Origin of the sequence: Clostridium sp. ZBS2, assembly GCF_023845855.1 — a bacterium.
Taxonomy (GTDB): domain Bacteria; phylum Bacillota; class Clostridia; order Clostridiales; family Clostridiaceae; genus Clostridium; species Clostridium aquiflavi.
This window is the reverse complement of record NZ_JAMQIF010000010.1, coordinates 12273-34725: the sequence shown is the minus strand read 5'-3', so window position 1 is coordinate 34725 and position 22453 is coordinate 12273. Positions and strand designations below refer to the sequence as shown.

Here is a 22453-nt window from a genome sequence, read left to right as displayed (position 1 = left end):
CAACACGCATTTAAAACAGAACCAAATAATTTTATCTATGTTTGAATAGAATCTTGATGTGAGTTTGAGAAATAGGATATAACATAATTAAGGAGAAAGTTCATGTTTCTAAATGTAGAGTTTAGAAACATGAACTTTTTATGTTTGTCAAAAATTAAAAATTCTAATTTCCCAGTTTTTAATTAAAATAAGTAGTAAATACATTATTAAACATCGCTTTCTCCAAAGGTTCCAAGATATAAAAATATTATAAAAGTTAAACCAATTACCATAAAACTATTTACTATAGGTAAATTAACTAAAACATTTTTAGCGAATATATTAATAATTAAAAAGCTTAAAATACCAAGAAGTAAGTATATTATTACATTTGTAAAATTTAAATTTATATTAATATGTTTCTTAACTTCGTATAAATTAAGTGATAATCCAATACCACAAGCTATAAATAGAGTTATACTATTACCAAAAATATTTATACACGGTATTGATGTAAATACATATAAGCATACTAACTCAATTGAAGCTTCAATTAATGAATTTCTAAGAATAACACCCTGCCTATTAAGACCATTTAAAATTCCAAACATAGTAGTAGAAGTGAAGAAAATCGGTGCAGCAAGTGATGCAACTCTTATATATGGACCTAAATCATTTCTGCCATAAAAAATTTTTCCTAATTCATCAGGAATGATATTGCATATTATAGTCGTTGAAAGTCCAAGTAAAAAGGCTAGTTTAATTACTTTTCTAATACGAAGAGAAGCCTTATACTGATTTCCTTGACTTAAAGTTTGCGAAAGATCTGGTATAAGCAAAGTATTTATAGTTGAAACAACAATAAGAGGAATAGCGATCAATCCCATAGCCATACCATTATATTTACCTATTAAGCTTAAGGCTTCAGAATAATTAAAACCAGCACATACTAATCTCCTAGGTACAACTAAAGTGCAAAGTGTAGCTAAAATATTGCTTAGGAAGCCATTTAAACATAAAGGAATTGCTACTATTATTACATCAAACAATAATTGAAATCTACCTTCTGGTTTTTCATATGATTTTGGAATTTTTTTTACAGTGTATTTATAGTAAATAAATAAACATAATAAGCTTTGAAATTCACCAATGCATAATGCAACAGTAGCTAATGTAACCATATTTTGAAGTGTCTTAGCTTTTAAGAAAAATATTAAAATACTTACAGTTACAATTCTCATAGCTTTTTCAAAAATATCAATAATAGCAGGTGCTTTTATTTCCGATGTTCCATAAAAATAGCCTTTAAAAATATTTGAAATTGCAATACAAACCATAGCTGGACATATAACACGTATAGCATCAATAGTTCGCACATCATTAACACCATATTTACCTATTATTGGTGCAGCAAAAAAAACCATTATGCCAATAAGTAGAGCCCAGGTTATGTTAAAAAGAGAAACAATTCGTATAGTTCTAGTTATATTTTTATATTCTCCTTTTTGTTTATATATTGCAGATATTTTAGAAATAGCAGCTACGATTCCTGCACTCATAAGGCATATGAACAAATTATAAATTGGCATAACTAAGTTATATAAGCCCATACCCTCGGGACCAAGTATTTTAGACAAATATATAGTAAATATAAATCCAAGAATTCCTGTTGTTATATTAGAAGCCGTCAGTAAAAAAGAATTCTTTAAAAAGTTGTCCTTACTCAAATCTAATTCACTCCTTTAAATTACAATAAAGCATATTCAAAGTAATGACTAAATATGAACATTTTAAATTAAAAGTTAAGATATGATAAACATTTTAATTTAAAAGGTTAAGCTTAAGGGTATATTTTATTAGATTTAAAATATAAATTTAACAAGGGAAAATATATGGTTAATTTTATATTGAGGGGGTTAAGATTTGAAAAGATTTTGTCAATTTTTATTTAGTTCCGTTATAATAGTAAGTTTAGCTTTTTTATTGTTTAAATTTTCAGGAATTTATAGAGTAAACATTTTAAAAGATAATATAGATTGGAGTATTTCATCAAAAAATTGTAAGAATGCAGTGGCTTTTGATAAAGATGAATATGAAAATACATATGTGGCGTATAAGAACTATATAAAATTATTAAAAGATGATGGAAGAGAAGAAACATTGGTAGAAAATAAGTCGTTTTCTATAGAAAGTATAGTTTGTACAAAGGATGATATGTATTTTATTTCAAATGATGAACTTTATCATTATAATATGGCAAGTAAATTTCTGGAGGTAATTCTAAAAGAAATACCAACAAACGGTGAAAATCTTGATAGAAATCTTATTGTTAAGGATTCAAATTTACTTTTATCAATTGGAGCAGCAACTAATTCCGGAATTGCAGAAGGTAATGGAGAAATAGATTTTAACAAAATTCCATACGATAAGAGTCCTATAAATATTGTATTGAATGGTGAAAATTATGGAGAAGAAAAAACAGGGGCATATATGCCATATACCAATTCAAGTATTAGAGGTCAAAAAATAAGTGCTGAAAAATTTGGAAACGCATCTGTTATAAAAATAGATTTAAAAACTAATAAGACCTCTCTATATGCATGTGGAATAAGAAATATAACAGGGTGGGACTTAGATAGCAATAATAATTTAATAGCAATAGTTGGTGGTATGGAGGAGAAAGGAGTAAGACCTGTTAAAAGAGATTTTGATTATTTATACAAATTACAGGAAGAAAACTGGTATGGATGGCCAGATTTTAGTGGAGGGGATCCAATAAGTTCACCAAGATTTAATGATGAAAATAAATTAATGCCTATAATAAATAATCCACCTAATAAAATTGTTGATGGACCAGAATATCAATTTTCTAAAGTTAATAGTATTAAATGTTTAGCAATAGATAAAGAAGGTAAAATTTTAGAAAAAGATTCTAATGTATTTTATGATAAAAAGAATAACGTTATAAGTTCAGTAAATTCAAATGGTGTTTTATACAAGCTGTTAAAATTAAAAGGTGAAAGTGATGTAAAAGGAATAAAATACTCATGTGGTAATATATATATATTAGATTCAGGTATAGGTTGCATATATAAATTACAATGTGGTAATTTAGGACTAAATTTCAACTTACCAAAGCCAGTTTGGATATTTATAATAGTTCTTTTATTTAGTTTGCTCATACTAAATATAATTAGATTTAATAATAAAAAGAATAAGAGTATTTAAAATAAAGCCTTAAAGTGAAATAGAAACTGCTCTATAAAAGTAAATATTATAGAGTGGTTTCTTATTTTAATTAAACTTTTTTATGAAATTTTAAATTTTTAGACTTAATATTATTAAAAAAATTGTTTCCATAACTTTAATAATACGCTTAATAATGATAGAATATATATTTAGAGGGAAAAGAGGGGAATTTTATGGGGAAAACATTAGTTATTAATTTAGAAGACATTAATTTAAAAGGTGACGTATTAGATGTTGGACAAGAAAATTTTGGTGTAATATACAGTATTTCCAAAGAAGTAGAATCAGAATTGTCACTTGATTATGTTTTTAGTAATGATAAAGAGGGGTTAGAAGGAAGTGAATATGACGCATGTACACTTTTTTTTAATTTAAATAGATTTTGGAGTAACATAGAAAAAGAAAAGTTAATTAAAGAAATTAATTCTTATATAAAAGAGAATGGAGAAATATTAATTTGGGATATTAATAAAGAAAGAGGTAAATTATTTAATAATAAAATAAGAGTTATACTTCCAAAGGGTAAAGTAAAAGAATTTACATTTAAAAATTTGAATCCAATAATAAGTTCAAATGTAGAAGATATAAAAAAGATACTTTTAAAATATTTTGATATAGAAGAGATAAAAGTTTGGGAGGATATGTTTTTTATAAGAGCTAAAAAACTTAAAAATGAAATAAACTCTAAAGAAGTAGAGGAGACAAATACGAATGAGGATATTACTTACAGCAATTAACTCTAAATTTATTCATAGTAATTTAGCAGTTAGATATTTAAGAAATTTTACTAAAGATATGGATTGTGAAAGTATAATAAGGGAATTTTCTATTAATGATAGAGAAGAAAAGATATTAGAAGAAATTATTAATGAAAAGCCTGATGTTGTTGCTTTTTCAGTTTATATATGGAACGTAGAAATGGTTACAAGACTGTCTAATCTTATTAAGAATGTTGATGAAAATATTGAAATTTTATATGGAGGACCAGAGGTGTCATTTGATTCACATAAGTTTTTAGAAAATAACATTGGAGAATATGTTATTGAAGGTGAAGGTGAAAAGACATATAGAGATTTTATTTTATATAAACTTGGTTTAAAGAATGTAAATGAGATAAAAGGTCTTCACTATAAAAAAGATGGAAATGTATATTCTAATGAAAAAAGACCTCTTATGTCTATGGATGACTTAGTATTTCCATATGAAGATTATGAAAATTTAGATAATAAGATAGTTTATTATGAGGCTTCAAGAGGATGTCCTTTTAATTGCAAATATTGTCTTTCATCAACAAGTCATGGTGTGAGATTTTTAAATATTGAAAGAGTACTAAAGGAATTGCAGTATTTCATCGATAAAAGAGTTAGGTTAGTTAAATTTGTAGATCGTACATTTAATTGTAATTATAAATTTTCAATGGCTATATGGAAGTTTTTGATAGAAACAGATACAGAAACAAAGTTTCATTTTGAAATATCAGCAGATATTTTAAAAGAAGAAGAAATTAAGTTATTATCAAAAGCACCAAAGGGAAGATTTCAATTTGAAGTTGGAGTTCAAACGACAAATGACAAGGTTCTTAATAATATAAATAGATTTGTTAATTTTGAAGACATAAAAGAAAAGGTTGATGAACTTATGGCTATAAAAAATATTAATCAACACTTAGATTTAATAGCTGGTCTTCCAGGGGAGGATTATGATTCATTTGTTAATTCTTTTAATGATGTTTATAAAATAAGACCAGAAGAAATTCAATTAGGTTTTTTAAAACTATTAAAGGGATCTTCAATGAGAGAAGAAGCTGAAAAGTATAAAATGAAATTTTCGCCTTATCCACCATATGAAATATTAAAGACTGATTGCATTAATTATGATGAACTACTAAAATTAAAAAAGGTAGAAGCTATGGTAGATAAATATTATAATTCCAAAAAATTCAATAATATTATTAGATTTTTTGAGAGTAAATTTGATACACCATTTGAATTTTATTATTCACTAGGAAAATTTTTTCATAGAAAAGGATATTTTAATAAAAACATTGGAAATATAGAATATTATAAAGTATTTTTAGACTTTAATAATGAAGTTTTGAAAGATAATAACGATATATTAAATGAAATACTAAAATTTGATTATTTAATATTCAATAAAAAGCGTGGATTACCAGATTTTTTAAGAAGTAATATTAAAAAAGAAGATGAAAAAGATATAAAAGATAAATTAAAGCATAAATATTCATTTAAGGAGTATTATTTAGAAAAATTCTCAATAAATATTGAGGAGTATATTTTAAATGGAAATATACAAATATCAGAAAGTTATTATTTGTTTAATAATACTGGTGATTATATAAATCTAAAAATAAGTTAGAAGAAGTAAAAGGATGTAAAATAAAGATAACATTTACATAACAGATACTTTACTGAATTTTGACCGATTTTAGCATTTAATAATTTAAAATTCTTGAAAATATACAAAAAGAGTGTATAATAAAATAGACACAAAGTAATTAATACTATATAAAGTATTAATATATATATTATTTTTATATTTAAGGGCATGAAGGTGGTGATATTTTGGCATTAGAAGCAATTGAAGAAATAAAAAAAGCTGAGGCTCAAGCAGAAGAAATTCTTAAAGAAGCTAATAATGAAGCTAAAGATATTGTTATGAAAGCTACAGATGAAGCAGAAAAGCAATATCTTGATACTTTATCTTCTGCAAAAGAAAAAGCAAATAAAATTATTTCAAATGCTGTAGAAGCAGCAAATAAAAAAGCAGAGCCTATAATAAATAAGGGCAAGCAAGAATCAGAAGATATACTACATATATCTGCAGATAAGAAAAATAATGCTGTTAAATTAGTGATTGAGAGGATAGTGAAGATTCATGGCAATAGTTAAGATGAATAAGTTCACCTTGTTAGCCTTTGAATCAAAGAAAAATGAACTTCTTGAAAGAGTACAAAACTTCGCAGAAGTTGAATTTATCAATCTACAAGATGAGAATATTCAAGAAAAAAATGAAGTTCTTAATGAGTTAGATAAGGATGAAATTGATTCTGACATATCAAGGTGGGAAGAAGAATTATCAAAAGCTAAATTTGCCCTACAGTTCTTAAAGGACTATGTGCCTAAACAATCATTAATAAAGTCTTTACGTACAGAAAAACTTTCATTAACTCCTAAAGAACTAGAAAAAAAAGTATTAAATGGAGAATGGGAAGGTGTCTATGATAAAGTTAAAGAAAAAGAGCATACTTTAGCTTCATTAGACAATGAAAAGACTAGATTACAAGGAAATGTTCAAAGTTTAAAACCATATGAGAATTTTGATTTAGCATTAGGATCTTTAGATGATTTAAAAGTAACTGAATATTTCTTAGGAAGCATTGCTAACCAATATGAGGAAGCATTGAAAAATGATTTGAGTGATTGTTATTTAGAAATTATATCAAAAGACAATCAAGACACTTACTTCTTCCTTTTAGCTCATAAGGATAAGAAAGAAGAAGTGGAAGAGGTACTAAGAGGGTTTGGATTTAGTCCGTTTAAAACAGATGAGAAAGAACTCCCTTTAAAGCTTATTCAAGAATATAATGAAAGAATGTCCTTAATTGATTCTGAAAAGTTCTTAGTAAAAGAAGAATTAGCAGGATTTGAGGAAAATTTAGAAAGCTTGAAATTAGCTTATGAATATTACTATAACTTAGTAAATAGAAAATCTATTACTAATAGATTTTTGAAGACTGATAAAACAGTCTTATTACAAGGATGGGTTCCTAGTGAAAAAAATGATAGGTTAACTCAAATTACTAAGGATGTATTAGGTGAGGATTACTATTTAGCTTTTGAAGATGTTAAAGAAGAAGAAATTGATGATGTACCTATTAAATTGCAAAACAATGATTTAAATGCATCATTCGAATCAGTAACATCAATGTATGCTTTACCTAAGTATAATGATATAGACCCCACTCCATTTGTTACACCATTCTATTTGGTTTTCTTTGGAATGATGGTTGCAGATGCAGGATATGGATTATTATTGTTATTAGGAACTCTTGGAGCATTAAAGTTATTTAATTTTAATGCAGAAACGAAAAAAATGGTTAAGTTCTTTATGTATTTAAGTTTCCCAACAATTATATTTGGATTAATTTATGGTTCATTCTTTGGAGACTTAATAGGTATTAAAGGTTTAATTGATACAAGTACAGATGTTATGACAATACTAGTTATGTCAGTAGTATTTGGTGCAATTCAAATTGTGTTTGGATTATTTATAAAAGCAGCTGTATTAATAAGGGCAGGAAAGAAATTAGATGCTTTTATGGATGTTGGATCATGGCTTATAACTCTATGTTCTATTGGAGGAATTGGAGCTGGATCAATGCTTAATATACCAGTACTAAAAACAGCATCTATAGCAGGTGCCATTATTGGTTCTATATTAATTGTTTTAACACAAGGAAGACAAATGGAATCAACAGGTGGAAAAATAGGCCAAGGTCTTTATGAATTATATGGTATTACAGGATACATAAGTGACTTAGTATCATACACAAGACTTATGGCAATAGGTTTATCAGGTGGATCTATAGCAGGAGCTATAAACATGATTATGGGAATGGTATCAGATAATGGTAATTCACTTTTAGGAACTATTCTGTTTGCACCATTAATATTTATCATGTTCCAAACAGTAAACTTATTATTATCATTATTAAGTGGATATGTTCATACATTAAGACTTACTTATGTAGAATATTTCTCAAAATTTTACGATGGTGGTGGAAAAGCATTTGAGCCACTTGAAGCAAAAAATGAATACATTAATTTAAGAGAAGAGTAGGAGGACATTTAAAATGGATATGAGTTGGATTAAGTTTTTTTTAGAAAATAACGGTGGATTTGTTATGGGAGCACTAGGTGTTGCTTTAGCAGTAGGAATGTCAGGAATAGGATCATCAAAAGGTGTTGGTATCGTAGGTGAAGCAGCAGCAGGATTATTATCAGAACAACCAGAAAAATTTGGTAAAGCGTTAATTCTTGAATTATTACCAGGTACACAAGGTCTTTATGGATTCGTTATAGGATTATTAGTATTTTTACAATTAAGTCCAGAAACAACTTTTTCACAAGGTTTATACTTATTATTTGCTTGTTTACCAATAGCTATCACTGGTTTATGGTCAGGAATTGCTCAAGGTAAAGCAGCAGCTGCTGGTATTCAAATATTAGCTAAAAACCCAGAACACAACACTAAAGGTATGGTTCTTGCAGCGATGGTTGAAACTTATGCATTATTAGGATTCGTTGTATCATTCTTATTAGTAAATGGTGTATTTTAATAATAGCTTATTATAGAATTAGGATGTGAAGATTATGTCTAACATAAATAATTTAACTTCTAAAATCGTAAAAGATGCGGAAGATAAAAAAAGAATAATCTTATCAGAAGCTGAAGAGAAGAAAAGTAAGATAATTGCTAAAAAGCAAGAAAAAGCTGCTTCGGAAGAAAAGATTATTGTAAAAAAAGCTGAAACAGAAGCTGTAGCAAGAGAAGAAAGAATCATTTCTAGTGCAGAATTACAAGCAAGAAACGAGAAGTTAAAATCAAAACAAACAGTTATTAGTGAAGTTTTTGAAACTACTATAGAAGAACTTTGTAATGCATCAAGTGATGATTTTAAAGGATTTGTAAAAACTGTAATATTAAATAGCAATATTTCAGGAGATGAAAATTTAATATTAAATGAACAAGGGAAGAAAATGATTGATTCTGATTTTGTAGCAGAATTAAATAGAGAAATTGGTTCAAAAGGAAATATAACTCTAAGTGATAAAGCTGGAAACTTTAAAGGCGGATTCGTATTAGAGAAAGATGGCATAGAAATAAATAATACTTTTGAAGCTTTAGTAAATTCATTAAAAGATGAAATGGGTCTTGAAGTAGCAAGAGTATTGTTTAGTTAAGGAGGTTAACTAATGGATATAATGCAATTTAGTCAAGTTATACCGAGACTAAGAGTATACGAAACAAAACTCCTTGATAAATCAAAGATTGACAGAATGATCGATTCCAATTCTGCCAATGAAGCATTAAAAGTGCTTCAAGAAACAGAGTATGCCAATGTTATGACAAATGTTAAGAGAGCAGAAGACTATGAAATTATATTAAGTGAAGAATTAAAAAGATTGTTTCATTTAATGTATGAAATAAGTCCAATGAAATCTCTTGTTGACTTAATGAGTATTAAATATGATTATCAAAATATAAAAGTAATATTAAAAGGTATCTTTTTAAAGAAAGATTTATCTTATCTATTAATTCATGTTGGAACTATTGAAGCTTCAAGATTAAAGTATTTAGTAGAAAATAATGAATTAAGAGATTTACCTAAAGTTATGAGAGAAGCAATAGAAGAGTCAAAGGATAAATTTGAAAATACTAAAGATCCTCAAATACTTGACATTATTTTAGATAAATATATGTTTAAACAATTAGTACAAATTAAGAATGAAATAAAAGATAACTTTGTTAATAAATACGTAGAAGCTCTTATAGATTCTACAAACTTGAAAACTCTTTTAAGAGTTAAAAAGCAAAACAAAGGCAGGGAATTCTTTGCTTCAGTTATTATTGAAGGAGGTTCTTTAGATAAAGATAAGTTATTAGGAATGTTAAATGATGCAGTAGAAAACATATCTAATAAGCTTTCGTTCACTGATTATAATGATTTAATAAAATCAGGTATAGAGTACTATACAAAGACAGGTTCTGTGAGTTTATTAGAAAAGTTAGTTGATAACTATATCATGGATATGATGAAAGACGCTAAAATAATACCTTTTGGAGTCGAGCCTTTAGTAGCTTATATTTATGCAAAAGAAACAGAAATAAAGATTATAAGAATTGTAATGGTTGGCAAACTCAATAATATTTCTGCGGAAGTAATTAGAGAAAGGCTGCGTGATATTTATGTTTAAGAAAATAGGTGTAGTTGGTGATAAGGATTCAGTTTTAGCTTTTAAAGCTTTAGGTATCGACGTTTTCCCTGTAGTTGGAAACGAAGAAGCAAAAAAAACTGTTGATAAATTAGCAAAGAATGATTACGCAGTTGTTTTTGTAACAGAACATGTTGCACAAGGTATCGAAGAAACAATTGAAAGATACAATAAAGAAGTACTTCCTGCTGTAATATTAATTCCAAGCAATCAAGGAACATTAAATATAGGTATGCAAAGAATAAGTGATAACGTAGAAAAAGCTGTAGGCGTTAATATTTTATAGAAAGGTAGGTTGGTAAGGTGAAGACCGGAAAGATAATTAAAGTTTCAGGACCTTTAGTAGTTGCTGAAGGTATGGATGAAGCTAATATATATGACGTTTGTAAGGTTGGAGAAAAGGGTCTTATCGGAGAAATCATCGAAATGAGAGGCGATAAGGCATCAATCCAAGTATATGAAGAAACTTCAGGAATAGGACCTGGGGATCCAGTTGTTACAACTGGAGAACCTTTAAGTGTTGAACTTGGACCAGGACTTATTGAATCAATGTTTGATGGAATACAAAGACCGCTAGATGCATTTATGGAGGCTGCTAAGTCAAGCTTCTTAACTAGAGGAGTATCAGTTCCTTCATTAAATAGAGAAAAGAAGTGGGATTTTAAACCAACAGCAAAAGTTGGAGATGAAGTTAAATCTGGAACTGTAATAGGTACAGTACAAGAAACACCAGTTGTTGAACAAAGAATAATGGTTCCAATTGGAGTTGAAGGTAAAATAAAAGAAATTAAAGCTGGTAGCTTCACAGTTACTGAAACAATTGCTATAGTTGAAACTGAAAAAGGCGATAGAGAAGTTCAATTAATGCAAAAATGGCCAGTAAGAAAAGGAAGACCATATTCAGCAAAGATTAACCCAGTTGAGCCAATGCTTACAGGACAAAGAGTTATAGATACATTTTTCCCTGTTGCTAAAGGTGGAGCTGCTGCTATTCCAGGACCATTCGGAGCTGGTAAGACAGTAACACAACATCAAATTGCTAAATGGGGAGATGCAGAAATCGTTGTTTACGTTGGATGCGGAGAACGTGGTAACGAAATGACAGACGTTGTTAATGAGTTCCCAGAACTTATTGACCCTAAGACTGGCGAAAGTTTAATGAAGAGAACAGTTCTTATAGCGAATACTTCAAACATGCCAGTTGCGGCTAGAGAAGCTTCAATATATACAGGTATTACAATAGCTGAATATTTCAGAGATATGGGATACGCAGTATCAATAATGGCTGACTCAACTTCAAGATGGGCTGAGGCATTAAGAGAAATGTCTGGTAGACTTGAAGAAATGCCTGGTGATGAAGGATATCCAGCTTACCTTGGATCAAGACTTGCTGACTACTATGAAAGAGCTGGTAAAGTTGAATGTTTAGGTAATGATGGAAGAATTGGTTCTATAACAGCAATCGGTGCAGTATCACCTCCAGGAGGAGATATTTCAGAACCAGTATCACAATCAACACTTAGAATAGTTAAAGTGTTCTGGGGTCTAGATGCACAACTTGCATATCAAAGACATTTCCCAACTATTAACTGGTTAACATCATATTCATTATATGCTGATACAATAGACAAGTGGATGAATGGTAATGTTGCTGAAAATTGGGGAGCATTAAGATTAGAAGCTATGACTATACTTCAAGATGAAGCTCAATTACAAGAAATCGTAAGACTTGTTGGTATTGATGCATTATCTGAAAAAGATAGATTAAAATTAGATGTTGCTAAATCAATCAGAGAAGACTATTTACAACAAAATGGTTTCCATGAAATTGATACTTATACATCATTAAAGAAACAATATAAGATGCTAAGTCTTATATTAGGATATAGAAAAGAAGCAGAAAGAGCTTTAGAAGCTGGAGTATACTTAAATGATATCTTAGCTATGGAAGACTTAAAAGATAGAATTGCTAGAAGTAAGTACATACACGAAGATGATTTAGATAAAATTGATCAAATCGCTGTAGACTTAAAAACTGCAATTGATAACCTAATAAGCAAAGGAGGGGTAGCAAATGCTTAAAGAATATAGAACAGTTACTGAAGTTGTTGGCCCTTTGATGGTTGTTGAAGGTGTTGAAGGCGTTAAGTATGATGAACTAGTTGAAATTGAACTTCATACTGGTGAAAAAAGAAGAGGTAAGGTTCTAGAAGTTAATGGATCAAAAGCAATGGTTCAAATATTCGAAGGATCTTCAGGAATAAATTTAAAAGGTACTAAAGCTAAATTCTTAGGTAGACCACTTGAACTTGGTGTATCTGAAGACATGTTAGGAAGAGTATTTGATGGTATGGGTAGACCTAATGATAATGGTCCAGACATAATACCCGAAAAAAGAGTAGATATAAATGGTGAAGCTATTAACCCTATGGCTAGAGACTTCCCATCAGAATTTATTCAAACAGGAGTTTCTGCAATTGATGGACTTAACACTCTAGTTAGAGGACAAAAGTTACCTGTTTTCTCAGCAGCAGGACTTCCACATGCAGAACTTGCAGCACAAATTGCAAGACAAGCGAAAGTTTTAAATTCAGATTCTAAGTTTGCCATTGTATTTGCAGCTATAGGTATCACTTTCGAAGAAGCTCAATTCTTCGTAGATGAATTTAAATCAACAGGTGCCATCGATAGATCAGTTCTATTCATGAACTTAGCATCTGACCCAGCTATCGAAAGAATAGCTACACCAAGAATGGCTCTTACTTGTGCTGAATACTTAGCTTATGAAAAAGGAATGCAAGTTCTAGTTATAATGACTGATATTACAAACTATGCAGAAGCATTAAGAGAAATTTCAGCAGCTAGAAAAGAAGTTCCAGGTAGAAGAGGATATCCAGGTTATCTTTATACTGACCTTTCTACATTATATGAAAGAGCAGGAAGACTTAGAGGTAAAGAGGGTTCAATCACTCAAATTCCAATACTTACAATGCCTGAAGATGATAAAACTCATCCAATTCCAGATTTAACTGGATATATTACTGAAGGTCAAATTATCCTTTCAAGAGAATTATATAAGAAGGGTATAATGCCTCCAATAGATGTTTTACCATCACTTTCAAGACTTAAAGATAAGGGTATTGGTAAAGGCAAGACTAGAGAAGACCATGCAGATACTATGAACCAATTATTTGCGGCATATTCACAAGGTAAGCAAGCAAAAGAATTATCAGCAATCTTAGGAGAATCTGCTTTATCAGATACTGATAAGAAACTTGCTAAATTTGCAGAAGCTTTTGAAGACGAGTATGTATCTCAAGGCTTTAATACAAATAGAACAATTGAAGAAACTCTAAACTTAGGATGGAAGTTATTAAAGATGCTTCCTAGAACTGAGCTTAAGAGAATTAGAGACGAATACCTTGAAAAATATATGCCAAGAGAGGAAGAGTAGTCTATGGCAAAGCTAAATGTTAATCCTACTAGAATGGAACTCTCTAAACTTAAAAAAAGATTAACTACCTCAACAAGAAGTCATAAGCTTTTAAAAGATAAACAAGATGAATTAATGAGACAATTCATTAACCTTGTTAAATATAATAATAAGCTAAGAAAAGAAGTGGAAGATAATCTGCAAGGTTCCCTTAAGGATTTCGTTATGGCTAGAGCCGTTATGAGCTCTGAATTCCTAGAAGAAGCTATTGTATATCCTAAGGAACATATTTCTGTTGAAGTTGGCGAAAAGAACGTAATGAGCGTATCTGTTCCTGTTATGAACTTTAAGAGACAACTTGAAGGTGATGAAGGAAGTATATATCCATACGGATTTGCCAATACATCATCAGAACTTGATGATACTCTTTCTAAACTTTATGAAATTCTTCCGCAATTACTAGAACTTGCAGAAGTAGAAAAGTCATGTCAGTTAATGGCTAACGAAATTGAAAGTACTAGAAGAAGAGTTAATGCTCTTGAATATATGACTATTCCTCAACTTCAAGAGACTATAAAGTATATTAGAATGAGACTTGATGAAAATGAAAGATCGGCTACAACTAGATTAATGAAAGTTAAGAGCATGATTGAACAAAGAGGTTAATATAAAAGGAACGCTTAAGCGTTCCTTTTTTTTTTCTATCTTAATATATAAAATAAAATTACTAAAATATAAGAAGTACTTGAAAAAAATTCAAATATATACCATAATTAAGTGTATAACTTATAATTAATCAGGGGGGATTAAATATGAAAAAGAAGATTTTAAGTGCTATGTTATCGCTTACATTAATTTTTAGTTTAAATACTACTGCTGTGTGGGCAGCTAGCAAAGATGATAGTACCAAAATAACAATAATTCATACAAATGATACTCATAGCAGAGTATTGTCAGCAGACGGTGGGTTTGGATTTGCAAAGATTGCAACTATAGCAAATGAAACTAAAAAGGAAAATCCAAATACATTATTAGTAGATGCTGGAGACACTTTACATGGAAAACCAATAGTTAATGTTAGTAAAGGTGAAAATGCTGTTAAAATATTAGATGCAGCTGGTTATGATTTTATGGTTCCAGGTAATCATGATTTTAACTATGGAAATGAAAGGTTAATGGAATTAAGTAAATTAGCTAAAAATTTTAAGATGCTAGATGCTAATGTAAAAAAGAATGGAAAAAATATGCTACCACCATATGAGATCGTAGAAAAGGGAAATGTTAAAATTGGTGTTTTTGGAATATCAACCCCGGAAACAGCATATAAAACAAATCCTGCTAATGTAAAGGATATAACTTTTGAAGATCCTATAAAGGTATCAGAAGAAATGGTTAAAGAATTAAAAGATAAGACAGATGTTATTGTAGCTTTAACTCATGTAGGGTTAGATGATAGTTCAGTTGTAACATCTAAGCAAATTGCTGAAAAAGTTAAAGGGATTGATGTAATAATAGATGGACATAGCCATACAACTTTAAATGATGGCTTAGTAGTTAATAATACATTAATAGCACAAACAGGTGAATATGATCAAAATCTTGGTGTAGTAGAATTAGAAGTTAAAGATAAAAAAGTTACAGACAAAAAAGCAAAATTATTAAATTCAAAAGATTATAAAGAATTAAAAGAAGATGAAAAAGTAACAGATTTATTAAAAGATATACAAGCTGAAAATGACAAAGTATTTTCAGAAGTTGTTGCAAGCAATGATGTACTACTAGATGGTGTTAGAGGAAATGTGAGAACTAAAGAAACAAACCTTGGAAATATAACAGCAGATGCAACTAGAGATATAACTAAAGCTGATATTGCATTTGTAAATGGAGGATCTTTAAGAACTTCAATAGAACCAGGAGATATAACTAAAGGAAAACTTGCAGAATTATTTCCATTTGGTAGTGTAGCACAAACTGTAAAATTATCAGGTAGTGATATAGTTAAGGCTCTTGAAGTATCAGTGGGGGCATATCCAACAGAACAAGGTGGATTTTTACAAGTAAGTGGAATGACATTCTCATTTGATCCAACAAAGGAAAAAGGAAATAGAGTTTTTGATGTAAAAGTTGGCGAAAATCCAATTGATTTAAATAAAGAATATACTGTAGCAATAAATGATTTCTTATCTCAAGGTGGAGATGGATATACAATGCTTAAAACTACTGTTGTAGGAGAATTTGCAACATATGATGATATTTTTGCAAAATATTTAAATGACAATGGTATGAAGAGTGATATTACTTTAGGTAGAATACAAGTTAAAGAAAATGGTAAACAAGTAGTAACAAATCAAAATAACGTAGTTTCAGTTCAAGCAGCACCAACAGTTCAAGAATCACAAGTATCTACTAAAACAGAAACTGTATATACTGTAATTGCAGGTGATAATCTTTCTAAAATAGCTAGAAGAAATAATACTACATGGCAAACATTAGCACAATATAATAATTTACAAAATCCAGATTTAATATATGTAGGAGATCAAATTAAAATTCCAGCATAATTTATTTTAGTTATAAATAAAGCAGAAACATGATAAAAATGTTTCTGCTTTTTTTGAAAAATTATATTATTGAGAGTTTCTAGAGAAGTCAAATGCAAATTTAGTTGAAGCTTAAGAAATGAGTCATAAAGAATTAAATTAATTTTAATACGCTTTTTTCTATAATTAGAAAACCTTAATAATTTTGTAATTGATAAGATATGGCTTTAATAGTATAATCAAACGTGGATAACTTTAACTAATAGTATTTTTATTTAGCTAAGGAGTAGATAATAAAATGCAATATATATTAGCTATGATAGTTACATTATTGTTATCGCTATTAATTATGCCAATAGTAATGAAACTATCAATTAAATTAAAATTTACAGATAAACCAACAAAAAGAAAACAACATAAAAAAGAAACCCCATTATGTGGTGGAATAGTATTATACATATGTTTTTTTATTTCTTTTTTCTTATTTGTAAAAGATGATATAAAACAACAAATAGTTGTATTTATAGCAGCAACAGCAATATTATTAATAGGACTTATAGATGATTATTATAAAACAAGATTTAAAGAATTTGCTATACTTCCAAGATTGATTATTCAATTGTTATCAGCTGTACTTGTTTTTAAGGCAGGAATAGCATTTATGGGATTTACTAATCCATTTACTGGAGAATTTATAGAGTTAAGTAAAACCATACAATTTTTACTAACAATAACTTGGATATTTGGAGTCACAACTGTAATTAATTGGTCTGATGGTATGGATGGATTAGCAGGTGGGATTTCACTTATTTCAGCAATAACTTTTTTGGTTGCAGCAATAATATTAAGACAACAAGTATCAGCAGAAACATCAATAATATTAATAGGATCTATACTTGGATTTTTATGTTATAATAGGTACCCAGCAAAAGTGTTTATGGGAGATTCAGGTGCTAATTTTTTAGGATTCATATTAAGTGTTATAGCATTAGACGGTGCATTTAAACAAGCTACTGTGCTGAGTTTATTTATACCTATTTTGGCTTTAGCTGTACCAATATTTGATAATTTATTTGTTATTTTTAAAAGATTTTCAGAAGGAAAACCTGTTTATCAAGCAGATAGAAGTCAAATACATTTTAGACTTGAAGAAAAAGGATTCACACCAAAGCAAGTTGTAAATTACATAATGATAATAAGTTCTGTTTTTAGTTTAATTTCTATTATACTTTTACTTATTAAAATTTAATAATGAAAAGTACATATAGATTATGGATTATTTAAAAGAAAAACTTTACAAATTAAATAGAGTAATGTATAATTAGAAATAATTTCTTATCAAGAGTGGTGGAGGGACTGGCCCGATGAAACCCGGCAACCAATATATAATGTATATAAGGTGCTAAATCCTGCAGTGAATGACTGATAGATAAGGGTAATTTTATTTTAGTGTAGAAGTTTATTATGCCTAAAGGAATACCCTTTAGGCATTTTTTTTATTCTTTTCTACAGTTGCTTTGACAATTTTTTATTTAAAGGGGGCAAAAAATGAATATTAAAAATTTATTCAGAGACAAAAAGGTGGTTTTTTCATTTGAAATTTTTCCACCTAAAATAACATCATCCATACAAACTATTTATAATACATTAGATGATTTAAAAGGATTAAATCCAGATTATATAAGTGTTACCTATGGGGCAGGTGGCAGTGTTAAAAACAATAAGACTATTGAGCTAACTTCTCTTATAAAGAATAAATATGGAATTGAAGCAGTATCACATTTAACTTGCATTAGTTCAACTAAGAATGATATAGAATATTATTTAAGAGAATTTGAAAAGAATAATATAGAGAATATCCTTGCGTTAAGAGGTGATGTTCCTATAGGAAGTAAAATTACAGGAGAATTAAATCATGCTAACGAATTAATTAAGCATATAAGTGATAATGGACAATTTAATATAGCTGCAGCATGTTATCCAGAAGGCCATATAGAGCATAAAGGATTGTATAGAGAAATTGAGAGCATGAAGAGAAAAGAAGAGGCAGGAGCATCTTATTTTATATCTCAGTTGTTTTTTGATAACAATTTATATTATAATTTTCAAGACGAGGTTCGTGCTGCTAATATAAATTTACCTATTGAAGCTGGAATTATGCCTGTAACAAATAAAAAACAAATTGAAAGAATTTTATCTTTAAACGGAGCATCACTTCCAGATAAATTTAAAAGAATAATGGAAAGATATGAGTATAATCCAGAAGCTTTAAGAGATGCTGGGATTGCTTATGCAGTTGAACAAATCGTAGACCTAATTTCTACAGGTGTGGATGGAATACATTTATATGTTATGAATAATCCATATGTAGCTAAAAGGATAAGCCAAAGTATAGAAAATATTCTATTAACAGTAAATCAAAATCAATTCGTTTAGGAGGATACAATAATGGAAAAAGTAGAAAGTTTTGAATTAGATCACAGAAAGGTTAAAGCACCATACATAAGAAAATGTTGTTTGCTTGATGGTAAGCTTGGAGATAAGGTAACAAAGTTTGATATAAGATTTCTTCAACCTAACAAAGAAGAATTTGGTACAGCAGCAATGCATGGACTTGAACATTTATTAGCACATGAACTTAGAGCAAAATTAGAAGGTATAATTGATTTATCACCTATGGGATGTAGAACAGGTTTCTATTTAAGTATATGGGGTGATAGAGAAGCATCAGAAATAAAAGAAGCGTTAGAATACTCATTAGAAAAAGTTTTAGAAGCAAAAGAAATACCTGCTGCTAATGATATTCAATGTGGAAATTATAGAGATTTATCTTTATTTGGTGCAAAAGAATATGCTAAGGAAGCATTAGAAAGAGGCTTTTCTCTTAATATATACGGAGAATAAAATGTATAATATTAAACAACTTAAAATACCTAAGGATGAAGTCCTTAGGTATTTAGGTTATAAAAAGCAAGAATTAACAGCATCAATAGATGTATTAATAGATGAAACTATAGATGAATGTAAGAAATTAATAATACCTAAATATGTTTGTGCTAAGTATAAAAACCATGCTAAAAAGGATGGGATATATGTAGAAGGAACAAGTTTAATATTAAAAGGAGAAGACATTAAAAATCATCTTCTTTATGCACAGGAAGTATTTTTTATAGCAGGTACTGTAGGGAGCAAAATAGAGAAAAAAATCAAGCTATATGAAACAATAGAATTGACAAAAGCTTTAATTTTAGATGCTTGTGCAACAGTAGCAATAGAAGAGTTTTTAGATGAAATAGAAGAAAAGATAAGATTAGATGTAAGAAAAGAAAACAGTGCTATAACATTTAGATATAGTCCGGGATATGGAGATTTGTCATTAGATATTCAAAGGGATATAGTGAATACATTAAAAGCAGATAAAGCAATAGGTCTTACAGTATCATCACATCATTTATTATTTCCTAGGAAATCAGTAACTGCAATAATTGGGGTTATTCCAAAGGAAAAAGAGGAAAAACAAAGAGGATGTGAGGTTTGTAAGAATTATAACAATTGTAGTTTTAGAAGAGAGGGGAATAATTGTGGGGCTTAAAGAATTCATAAAAGATAATATACTTGTATTTGATGGGGCAATGGGAACAATGCTTCAAAAAAAGGGACTAAAACTTGGAGAAAATCCTGAAATATTTAATATAGAGGAAAGTGAAAAAGTAAAGAAAATTTATGAAGAATATATTAAAAATGGAGCCATGGTTATAACATCAAATACTTTTGGGGCAAATGAATTGAAATTAGAAAATACAGGATATACAGTTGAAGAAATTATAAATGCAGCAATTTCTCTAGCAAAAGAAGCTAAAGGAAATGATAAAGTATATATTGCATTAGATATAGGACCAATAGGCGAACTTTTAGAACCAATGGGTACATTAAGTTTTGATAGAGCTTATGAAATATTTAAAAGGCAAATAGTGCAGGGTGAAAAATCTGGTGCAGATTTAATATTAATTGAAACAATGACAGATCTTTACGAAGCAAAAGCAGCTCTTTTGGCAGCAAAAGAAAATACTAGATTACCTGTATTTTGTACTATGTCATTTGATGAAAATGGAAGGACTTTTACAGGATGTACACCAGAAAGTATGGCAATCACTCTGGAGGGCATAGGAGCAGATGCTGTAGGAATAAATTGCTCTTTAGGACCTAAAGAATTACTTCCAATAGTAAAAAGAATAAAGAAAGCAACTAATTTACCTATAATGACACAACCTAATGCTGGTTTACCTAAGTTATCTTTTGGTGAAGCAATATATGACATTACTTCAGAAGAATTTAAATATTGGGTAAATGAATTTGTTAAAGAAGGTGTAAGTATAATTGGAGGATGTTGTGGAACAACTCCAGAGTTTATTAAAAGATTAAGAGTTCTTGCGGACAATAATAAAAGAATAATAAGAGATAAAATCGAATTTTCAGCTGTATGTACACCATCAAATGTTGTTAAAATTGAAGGCATAAAGGTAATTGGGGAAAGAATAAATCCAACAGGAAAGAAGTTATTTAAAGAAGCACTTAAAAATAATGATATTGATTATATATTAAAACAAGCAATAGAACAAATAGAAGCTGGTGCTGAGATACTTGATATAAATGTAGGATTACCTGAAATAAATGAAAAAGAAATGATGAAGAAAGTAGTTAAAGAGATTCAGGGGATTATAGATGCACCATTACAAATAGATTCATCAAACATAGAAGCTATTGAGGTAGGATTAAGAAATTATAATGGAAAACCAATTGTCAATTCAGTAAATGGGGAAGATGAGGTATTAGAAAAGATATTACCTTTGGTAAAAAAATATGGAGCAAGTGTTGTAGGGCTTACATTAGATAAAAAAGGTATACCTGCTACTGCTGATGAGAGATTTAAGATAGCAGAGAAGATAGTAAAAAAAGCTAAAGAATATGGAATAGAGAAACATAATGTATTTATTGATTGCTTAGTATTAACAGCTTCTGCACAACAAGCTGAAGTGAAAGAAACATTAAAAGCATTAAGACGAGTTAAAGAAGAATTAGGTGTAAAAACATTACTAGGAGTTTCAAATATATCTTTTGGTTTGCCATGCAGAGAATTAATAAATGAAACATTTCTAGCAATGGCAATAGCTAATGGATTAGATCTTCCAATAATGAATCCTAATAGTACTGGTATGATGGATGTGATAAATTCATATAATGTATTGGCTAATATAGATAAAGGATCAGAGAAATATATATCTATATATGGAAATGTAAAAGTTGAAAGAGAATTAAGAGATAATTCTAAAAAGAATATGGAAGTAATTAAAAGTGAAAATATTGATTTAAAATATATAGTGATAAAAGGATTAAAGGATGAAGCAGAAGAGGCTACAAAGCATATCTTAAAAACAATGAATGAACTTAGTGTAGTTAATGAAATACTAATACCGGCACTAGATGAAGTTGGGTTAAAATACGAAAAAGGTGAAATATTCTTACCACAATTAATACAATGTGCAGAAACTGTTAAACAGGCCTTTGAAGTTATAAAAAAGAGATTAGTTATTAACAAATCAAATAGTATATCTAAAGGTAAGATTGTATTAGCAACTGTAAAAGGGGATATTCATGATATAGGAAAAAATATAGTTAAAGTAATTCTTGAAAATTATGGATATCAAATAATTGATTTAGGTAAAGATGTATCAGTAGAAACTGTTGTAGATGTTTCTTTGAAGAATGATATTAAATTAGTTGGTCTTAGTGCTTTAATGACAACAACGTTAAGAAGTATGGAAGAAACAATTAAAGGATTAAGGGATAATGGCTATAAAGGAAGGGTATTTGTAGGGGGCGCAGTATTGACTGATGAATATGCGAAGCAAATAGGTGCTGATTATTATGCCAGGGATGCCAGAGAATCAGTTGAAATAGCAAAAAAAATATTTGAATAATTTTAAATGAATGTTGATATTATAGTATAAAGCTCATGGACAGAGGAATTTACTTTAAGAAATCTAAAAATAAAGATTTAAAAGACTAGGAACTATCTGAATGCATAAATATGTTTTGGATAGTTTTTTTTATGCATAAAGAGATTTCAGAATTTTTAAAAGTATAAATAAATCCAAGGTTATATATTTTGAAATTAACAATTATATGTGTAAATGTTTAAATAGAAAAATCAATATATTAAATAAGGCTATGTTTTA

Annotated in this window: 19 protein-coding genes and 1 riboswitch; of the genes, 18 read left to right on the top strand and 1 reads right to left on the bottom strand. The window is 28.9% G+C overall.

Annotated elements, in window-relative coordinates:
- Positions 1 to 206 precede the first annotated feature (206 nt).
- A complete protein-coding gene (gene spoVB / locus NG918_RS06505; RefSeq protein ID WP_252213737.1) occupies positions 207 to 1706 on the bottom strand; it encodes a stage V sporulation protein B in 1500 nt (499 codons plus the stop codon).
- A gap of 196 nt (positions 1707 to 1902) precedes the next feature.
- Between spoVB and NG918_RS06500 the strand changes: the two genes are divergently transcribed.
- The 18 genes from NG918_RS06500 to NG918_RS06415 all read left to right on the top strand — a co-directional run bounded on the left by NG918_RS06500 (position 1903) and on the right by NG918_RS06415 (position 22195).
- On the top strand, positions 1903 to 3207 hold the full coding sequence (locus NG918_RS06500) for a hypothetical protein (protein WP_252213736.1): 1305 nt from the start codon (positions 1903 to 1905) through the stop codon (positions 3205 to 3207).
- Between the two features lie 194 nt (positions 3208 to 3401).
- Positions 3402 to 3965 carry a hypothetical protein gene (locus NG918_RS06495; RefSeq protein WP_252213734.1) on the top strand — a complete coding sequence of 188 codons (564 nt, stop codon included), beginning with the start codon at positions 3402 to 3404 and terminating at the stop codon, positions 3963 to 3965.
- Positions 3940 to 5604, top strand: a complete 1665-nt coding sequence (locus NG918_RS06490; protein ID WP_252213732.1) for a B12-binding domain-containing radical SAM protein — start codon at positions 3940 to 3942, stop codon at positions 5602 to 5604. Before NG918_RS06495 ends, NG918_RS06490 begins: the two co-directional genes overlap by 26 nt.
- A 206-nt stretch (positions 5605 to 5810) precedes the next feature.
- Entirely contained in the window at positions 5811 to 6137 is a 327-nt protein-coding gene (locus NG918_RS06485; RefSeq protein ID WP_252213730.1) for an ATPase, read from the top strand.
- Positions 6124 to 8088 carry a V-type ATP synthase subunit I gene (locus tag NG918_RS06480; RefSeq protein WP_252213728.1) on the top strand — a complete coding sequence of 655 codons (1965 nt, stop codon included), beginning with the start codon at positions 6124 to 6126 and terminating at the stop codon, positions 8086 to 8088. The genes NG918_RS06485 and NG918_RS06480 overlap by 14 nt, the downstream gene beginning before the upstream one ends.
- A gap of 13 nt (positions 8089 to 8101) precedes the next feature.
- The gene (locus NG918_RS06475; RefSeq protein ID WP_252213727.1) at positions 8102 to 8587 is read left to right on the top strand and encodes a V-type ATP synthase subunit K; all 486 of its coding nucleotides are present in this window, start codon (positions 8102 to 8104) and stop codon (positions 8585 to 8587) included.
- Positions 8588 to 8621: 34 nt separating this feature from the next.
- Positions 8622 to 9212, top strand: a complete 591-nt coding sequence (locus NG918_RS06470; protein WP_252213726.1) for a V-type ATP synthase subunit E — start codon at positions 8622 to 8624, stop codon at positions 9210 to 9212.
- A gap of 12 nt (positions 9213 to 9224) precedes the next feature.
- On the top strand, positions 9225 to 10226 hold the full coding sequence (locus tag NG918_RS06465) for a V-type ATP synthase subunit C (RefSeq protein WP_252213725.1): 1002 nt from the start codon (positions 9225 to 9227) through the stop codon (positions 10224 to 10226).
- On the top strand, positions 10219 to 10530 hold the full coding sequence (locus NG918_RS06460; protein ID WP_003373988.1) for a V-type ATP synthase subunit F: 312 nt from the start codon (positions 10219 to 10221) through the stop codon (positions 10528 to 10530). Before NG918_RS06465 ends, NG918_RS06460 begins: the two co-directional genes overlap by 8 nt.
- A gap of 17 nt (positions 10531 to 10547) precedes the next feature.
- A complete protein-coding gene (locus tag NG918_RS06455; RefSeq protein WP_252213724.1) occupies positions 10548 to 12326 on the top strand; it encodes a V-type ATP synthase subunit A in 1779 nt (592 codons plus the stop codon).
- A complete protein-coding gene (locus NG918_RS06450; RefSeq protein WP_252213723.1) occupies positions 12319 to 13698 on the top strand; it encodes a V-type ATP synthase subunit B in 1380 nt (459 codons plus the stop codon). Before NG918_RS06455 ends, NG918_RS06450 begins: the two co-directional genes overlap by 8 nt.
- Positions 13699 to 13701: 3 nt before the next feature.
- Positions 13702 to 14343 carry a V-type ATP synthase subunit D gene (locus NG918_RS06445; protein WP_003374514.1) on the top strand — a complete coding sequence of 214 codons (642 nt, stop codon included), beginning with the start codon at positions 13702 to 13704 and terminating at the stop codon, positions 14341 to 14343.
- Positions 14344 to 14489: 146 nt separating this feature from the next.
- Complete coding sequence (locus NG918_RS06440; RefSeq protein WP_252213721.1) at positions 14490 to 16238, top strand: 5'-nucleotidase C-terminal domain-containing protein; 1749 nt, start codon at positions 14490 to 14492, stop codon at positions 16236 to 16238.
- A 277-nt stretch (positions 16239 to 16515) separates the two neighbouring features.
- Positions 16516 to 17466 (top strand): glycosyltransferase family 4 protein, encoded by a 951-nt coding sequence (locus tag NG918_RS06435; RefSeq protein ID WP_252225407.1) that lies wholly within the window; start codon positions 16516 to 16518, stop codon positions 17464 to 17466.
- Between the two features lie 83 nt (positions 17467 to 17549).
- A riboswitch (SAM riboswitch) is annotated at positions 17550 to 17653 on the top strand.
- Positions 17654 to 17765: 112 nt separating this feature from the next.
- The gene (metF, locus tag NG918_RS06430) at positions 17766 to 18653 is read left to right on the top strand and encodes a methylenetetrahydrofolate reductase [NAD(P)H] (protein WP_252225405.1); all 888 of its coding nucleotides are present in this window, start codon (positions 17766 to 17768) and stop codon (positions 18651 to 18653) included.
- Between the two features lie 12 nt (positions 18654 to 18665).
- Positions 18666 to 19121 carry an S-ribosylhomocysteine lyase gene (locus tag NG918_RS06425; protein WP_012423319.1) on the top strand — a complete coding sequence of 152 codons (456 nt, stop codon included), beginning with the start codon at positions 18666 to 18668 and terminating at the stop codon, positions 19119 to 19121.
- A 1-nt stretch (position 19122) separates the two neighbouring features.
- Complete coding sequence (locus tag NG918_RS06420) at positions 19123 to 19809, top strand: methionine synthase (RefSeq protein ID WP_252213715.1); 687 nt, start codon at positions 19123 to 19125, stop codon at positions 19807 to 19809.
- Positions 19799 to 22195: a homocysteine S-methyltransferase family protein gene (locus NG918_RS06415; protein ID WP_252225403.1), complete on the top strand. Its 2397-nt coding sequence runs from the start codon at positions 19799 to 19801 to the stop codon at positions 22193 to 22195. Before NG918_RS06420 ends, NG918_RS06415 begins: the two co-directional genes overlap by 11 nt.
- Positions 22196 to 22453: the final 258 nt, after the last annotated feature.

What these genes read in the sequence shown, in the direction of transcription:
- NG918_RS06480 (WP_252213728.1), top strand. Translation starts at nt 6,124, where the DNA reads ATGGCAATAGTTAAGATGAATAAGTTCACCTTGTTAGCCTTTGAATCA.
- NG918_RS06495 (WP_252213734.1), top strand. Translation starts at nt 3,402, where the DNA reads ATGGGGAAAACATTAGTTATTAATTTAGAAGACATTAATTTAAAAGGT.
- metF (WP_252225405.1), top strand. Translation starts at nt 17,766, where the DNA reads ATGAATATTAAAAATTTATTCAGAGACAAAAAGGTGGTTTTTTCATTT.
- NG918_RS06465 (WP_252213725.1), top strand. Translation starts at nt 9,225, where the DNA reads ATGGATATAATGCAATTTAGTCAAGTTATACCGAGACTAAGAGTATAC.
- NG918_RS06440 (WP_252213721.1), top strand. Translation starts at nt 14,490, where the DNA reads ATGAAAAAGAAGATTTTAAGTGCTATGTTATCGCTTACATTAATTTTT.
- NG918_RS06445 (WP_003374514.1), top strand. Translation starts at nt 13,702, where the DNA reads ATGGCAAAGCTAAATGTTAATCCTACTAGAATGGAACTCTCTAAACTT.
- NG918_RS06460 (WP_003373988.1), top strand. Translation starts at nt 10,219, where the DNA reads ATGTTTAAGAAAATAGGTGTAGTTGGTGATAAGGATTCAGTTTTAGCT.
- NG918_RS06450 (WP_252213723.1), top strand. Translation starts at nt 12,319, where the DNA reads ATGCTTAAAGAATATAGAACAGTTACTGAAGTTGTTGGCCCTTTGATG.
- NG918_RS06435 (WP_252225407.1), top strand. Translation starts at nt 16,516, where the DNA reads ATGCAATATATATTAGCTATGATAGTTACATTATTGTTATCGCTATTA.
- NG918_RS06490 (WP_252213732.1), top strand. Translation starts at nt 3,940, where the DNA reads ATGAGGATATTACTTACAGCAATTAACTCTAAATTTATTCATAGTAAT.
- NG918_RS06475 (WP_252213727.1), top strand. Translation starts at nt 8,102, where the DNA reads ATGGATATGAGTTGGATTAAGTTTTTTTTAGAAAATAACGGTGGATTT.
- NG918_RS06420 (WP_252213715.1), top strand. Translation starts at nt 19,123, where the DNA reads ATGTATAATATTAAACAACTTAAAATACCTAAGGATGAAGTCCTTAGG.
- NG918_RS06470 (WP_252213726.1), top strand. Translation starts at nt 8,622, where the DNA reads ATGTCTAACATAAATAATTTAACTTCTAAAATCGTAAAAGATGCGGAA.
- NG918_RS06425 (WP_012423319.1), top strand. Translation starts at nt 18,666, where the DNA reads ATGGAAAAAGTAGAAAGTTTTGAATTAGATCACAGAAAGGTTAAAGCA.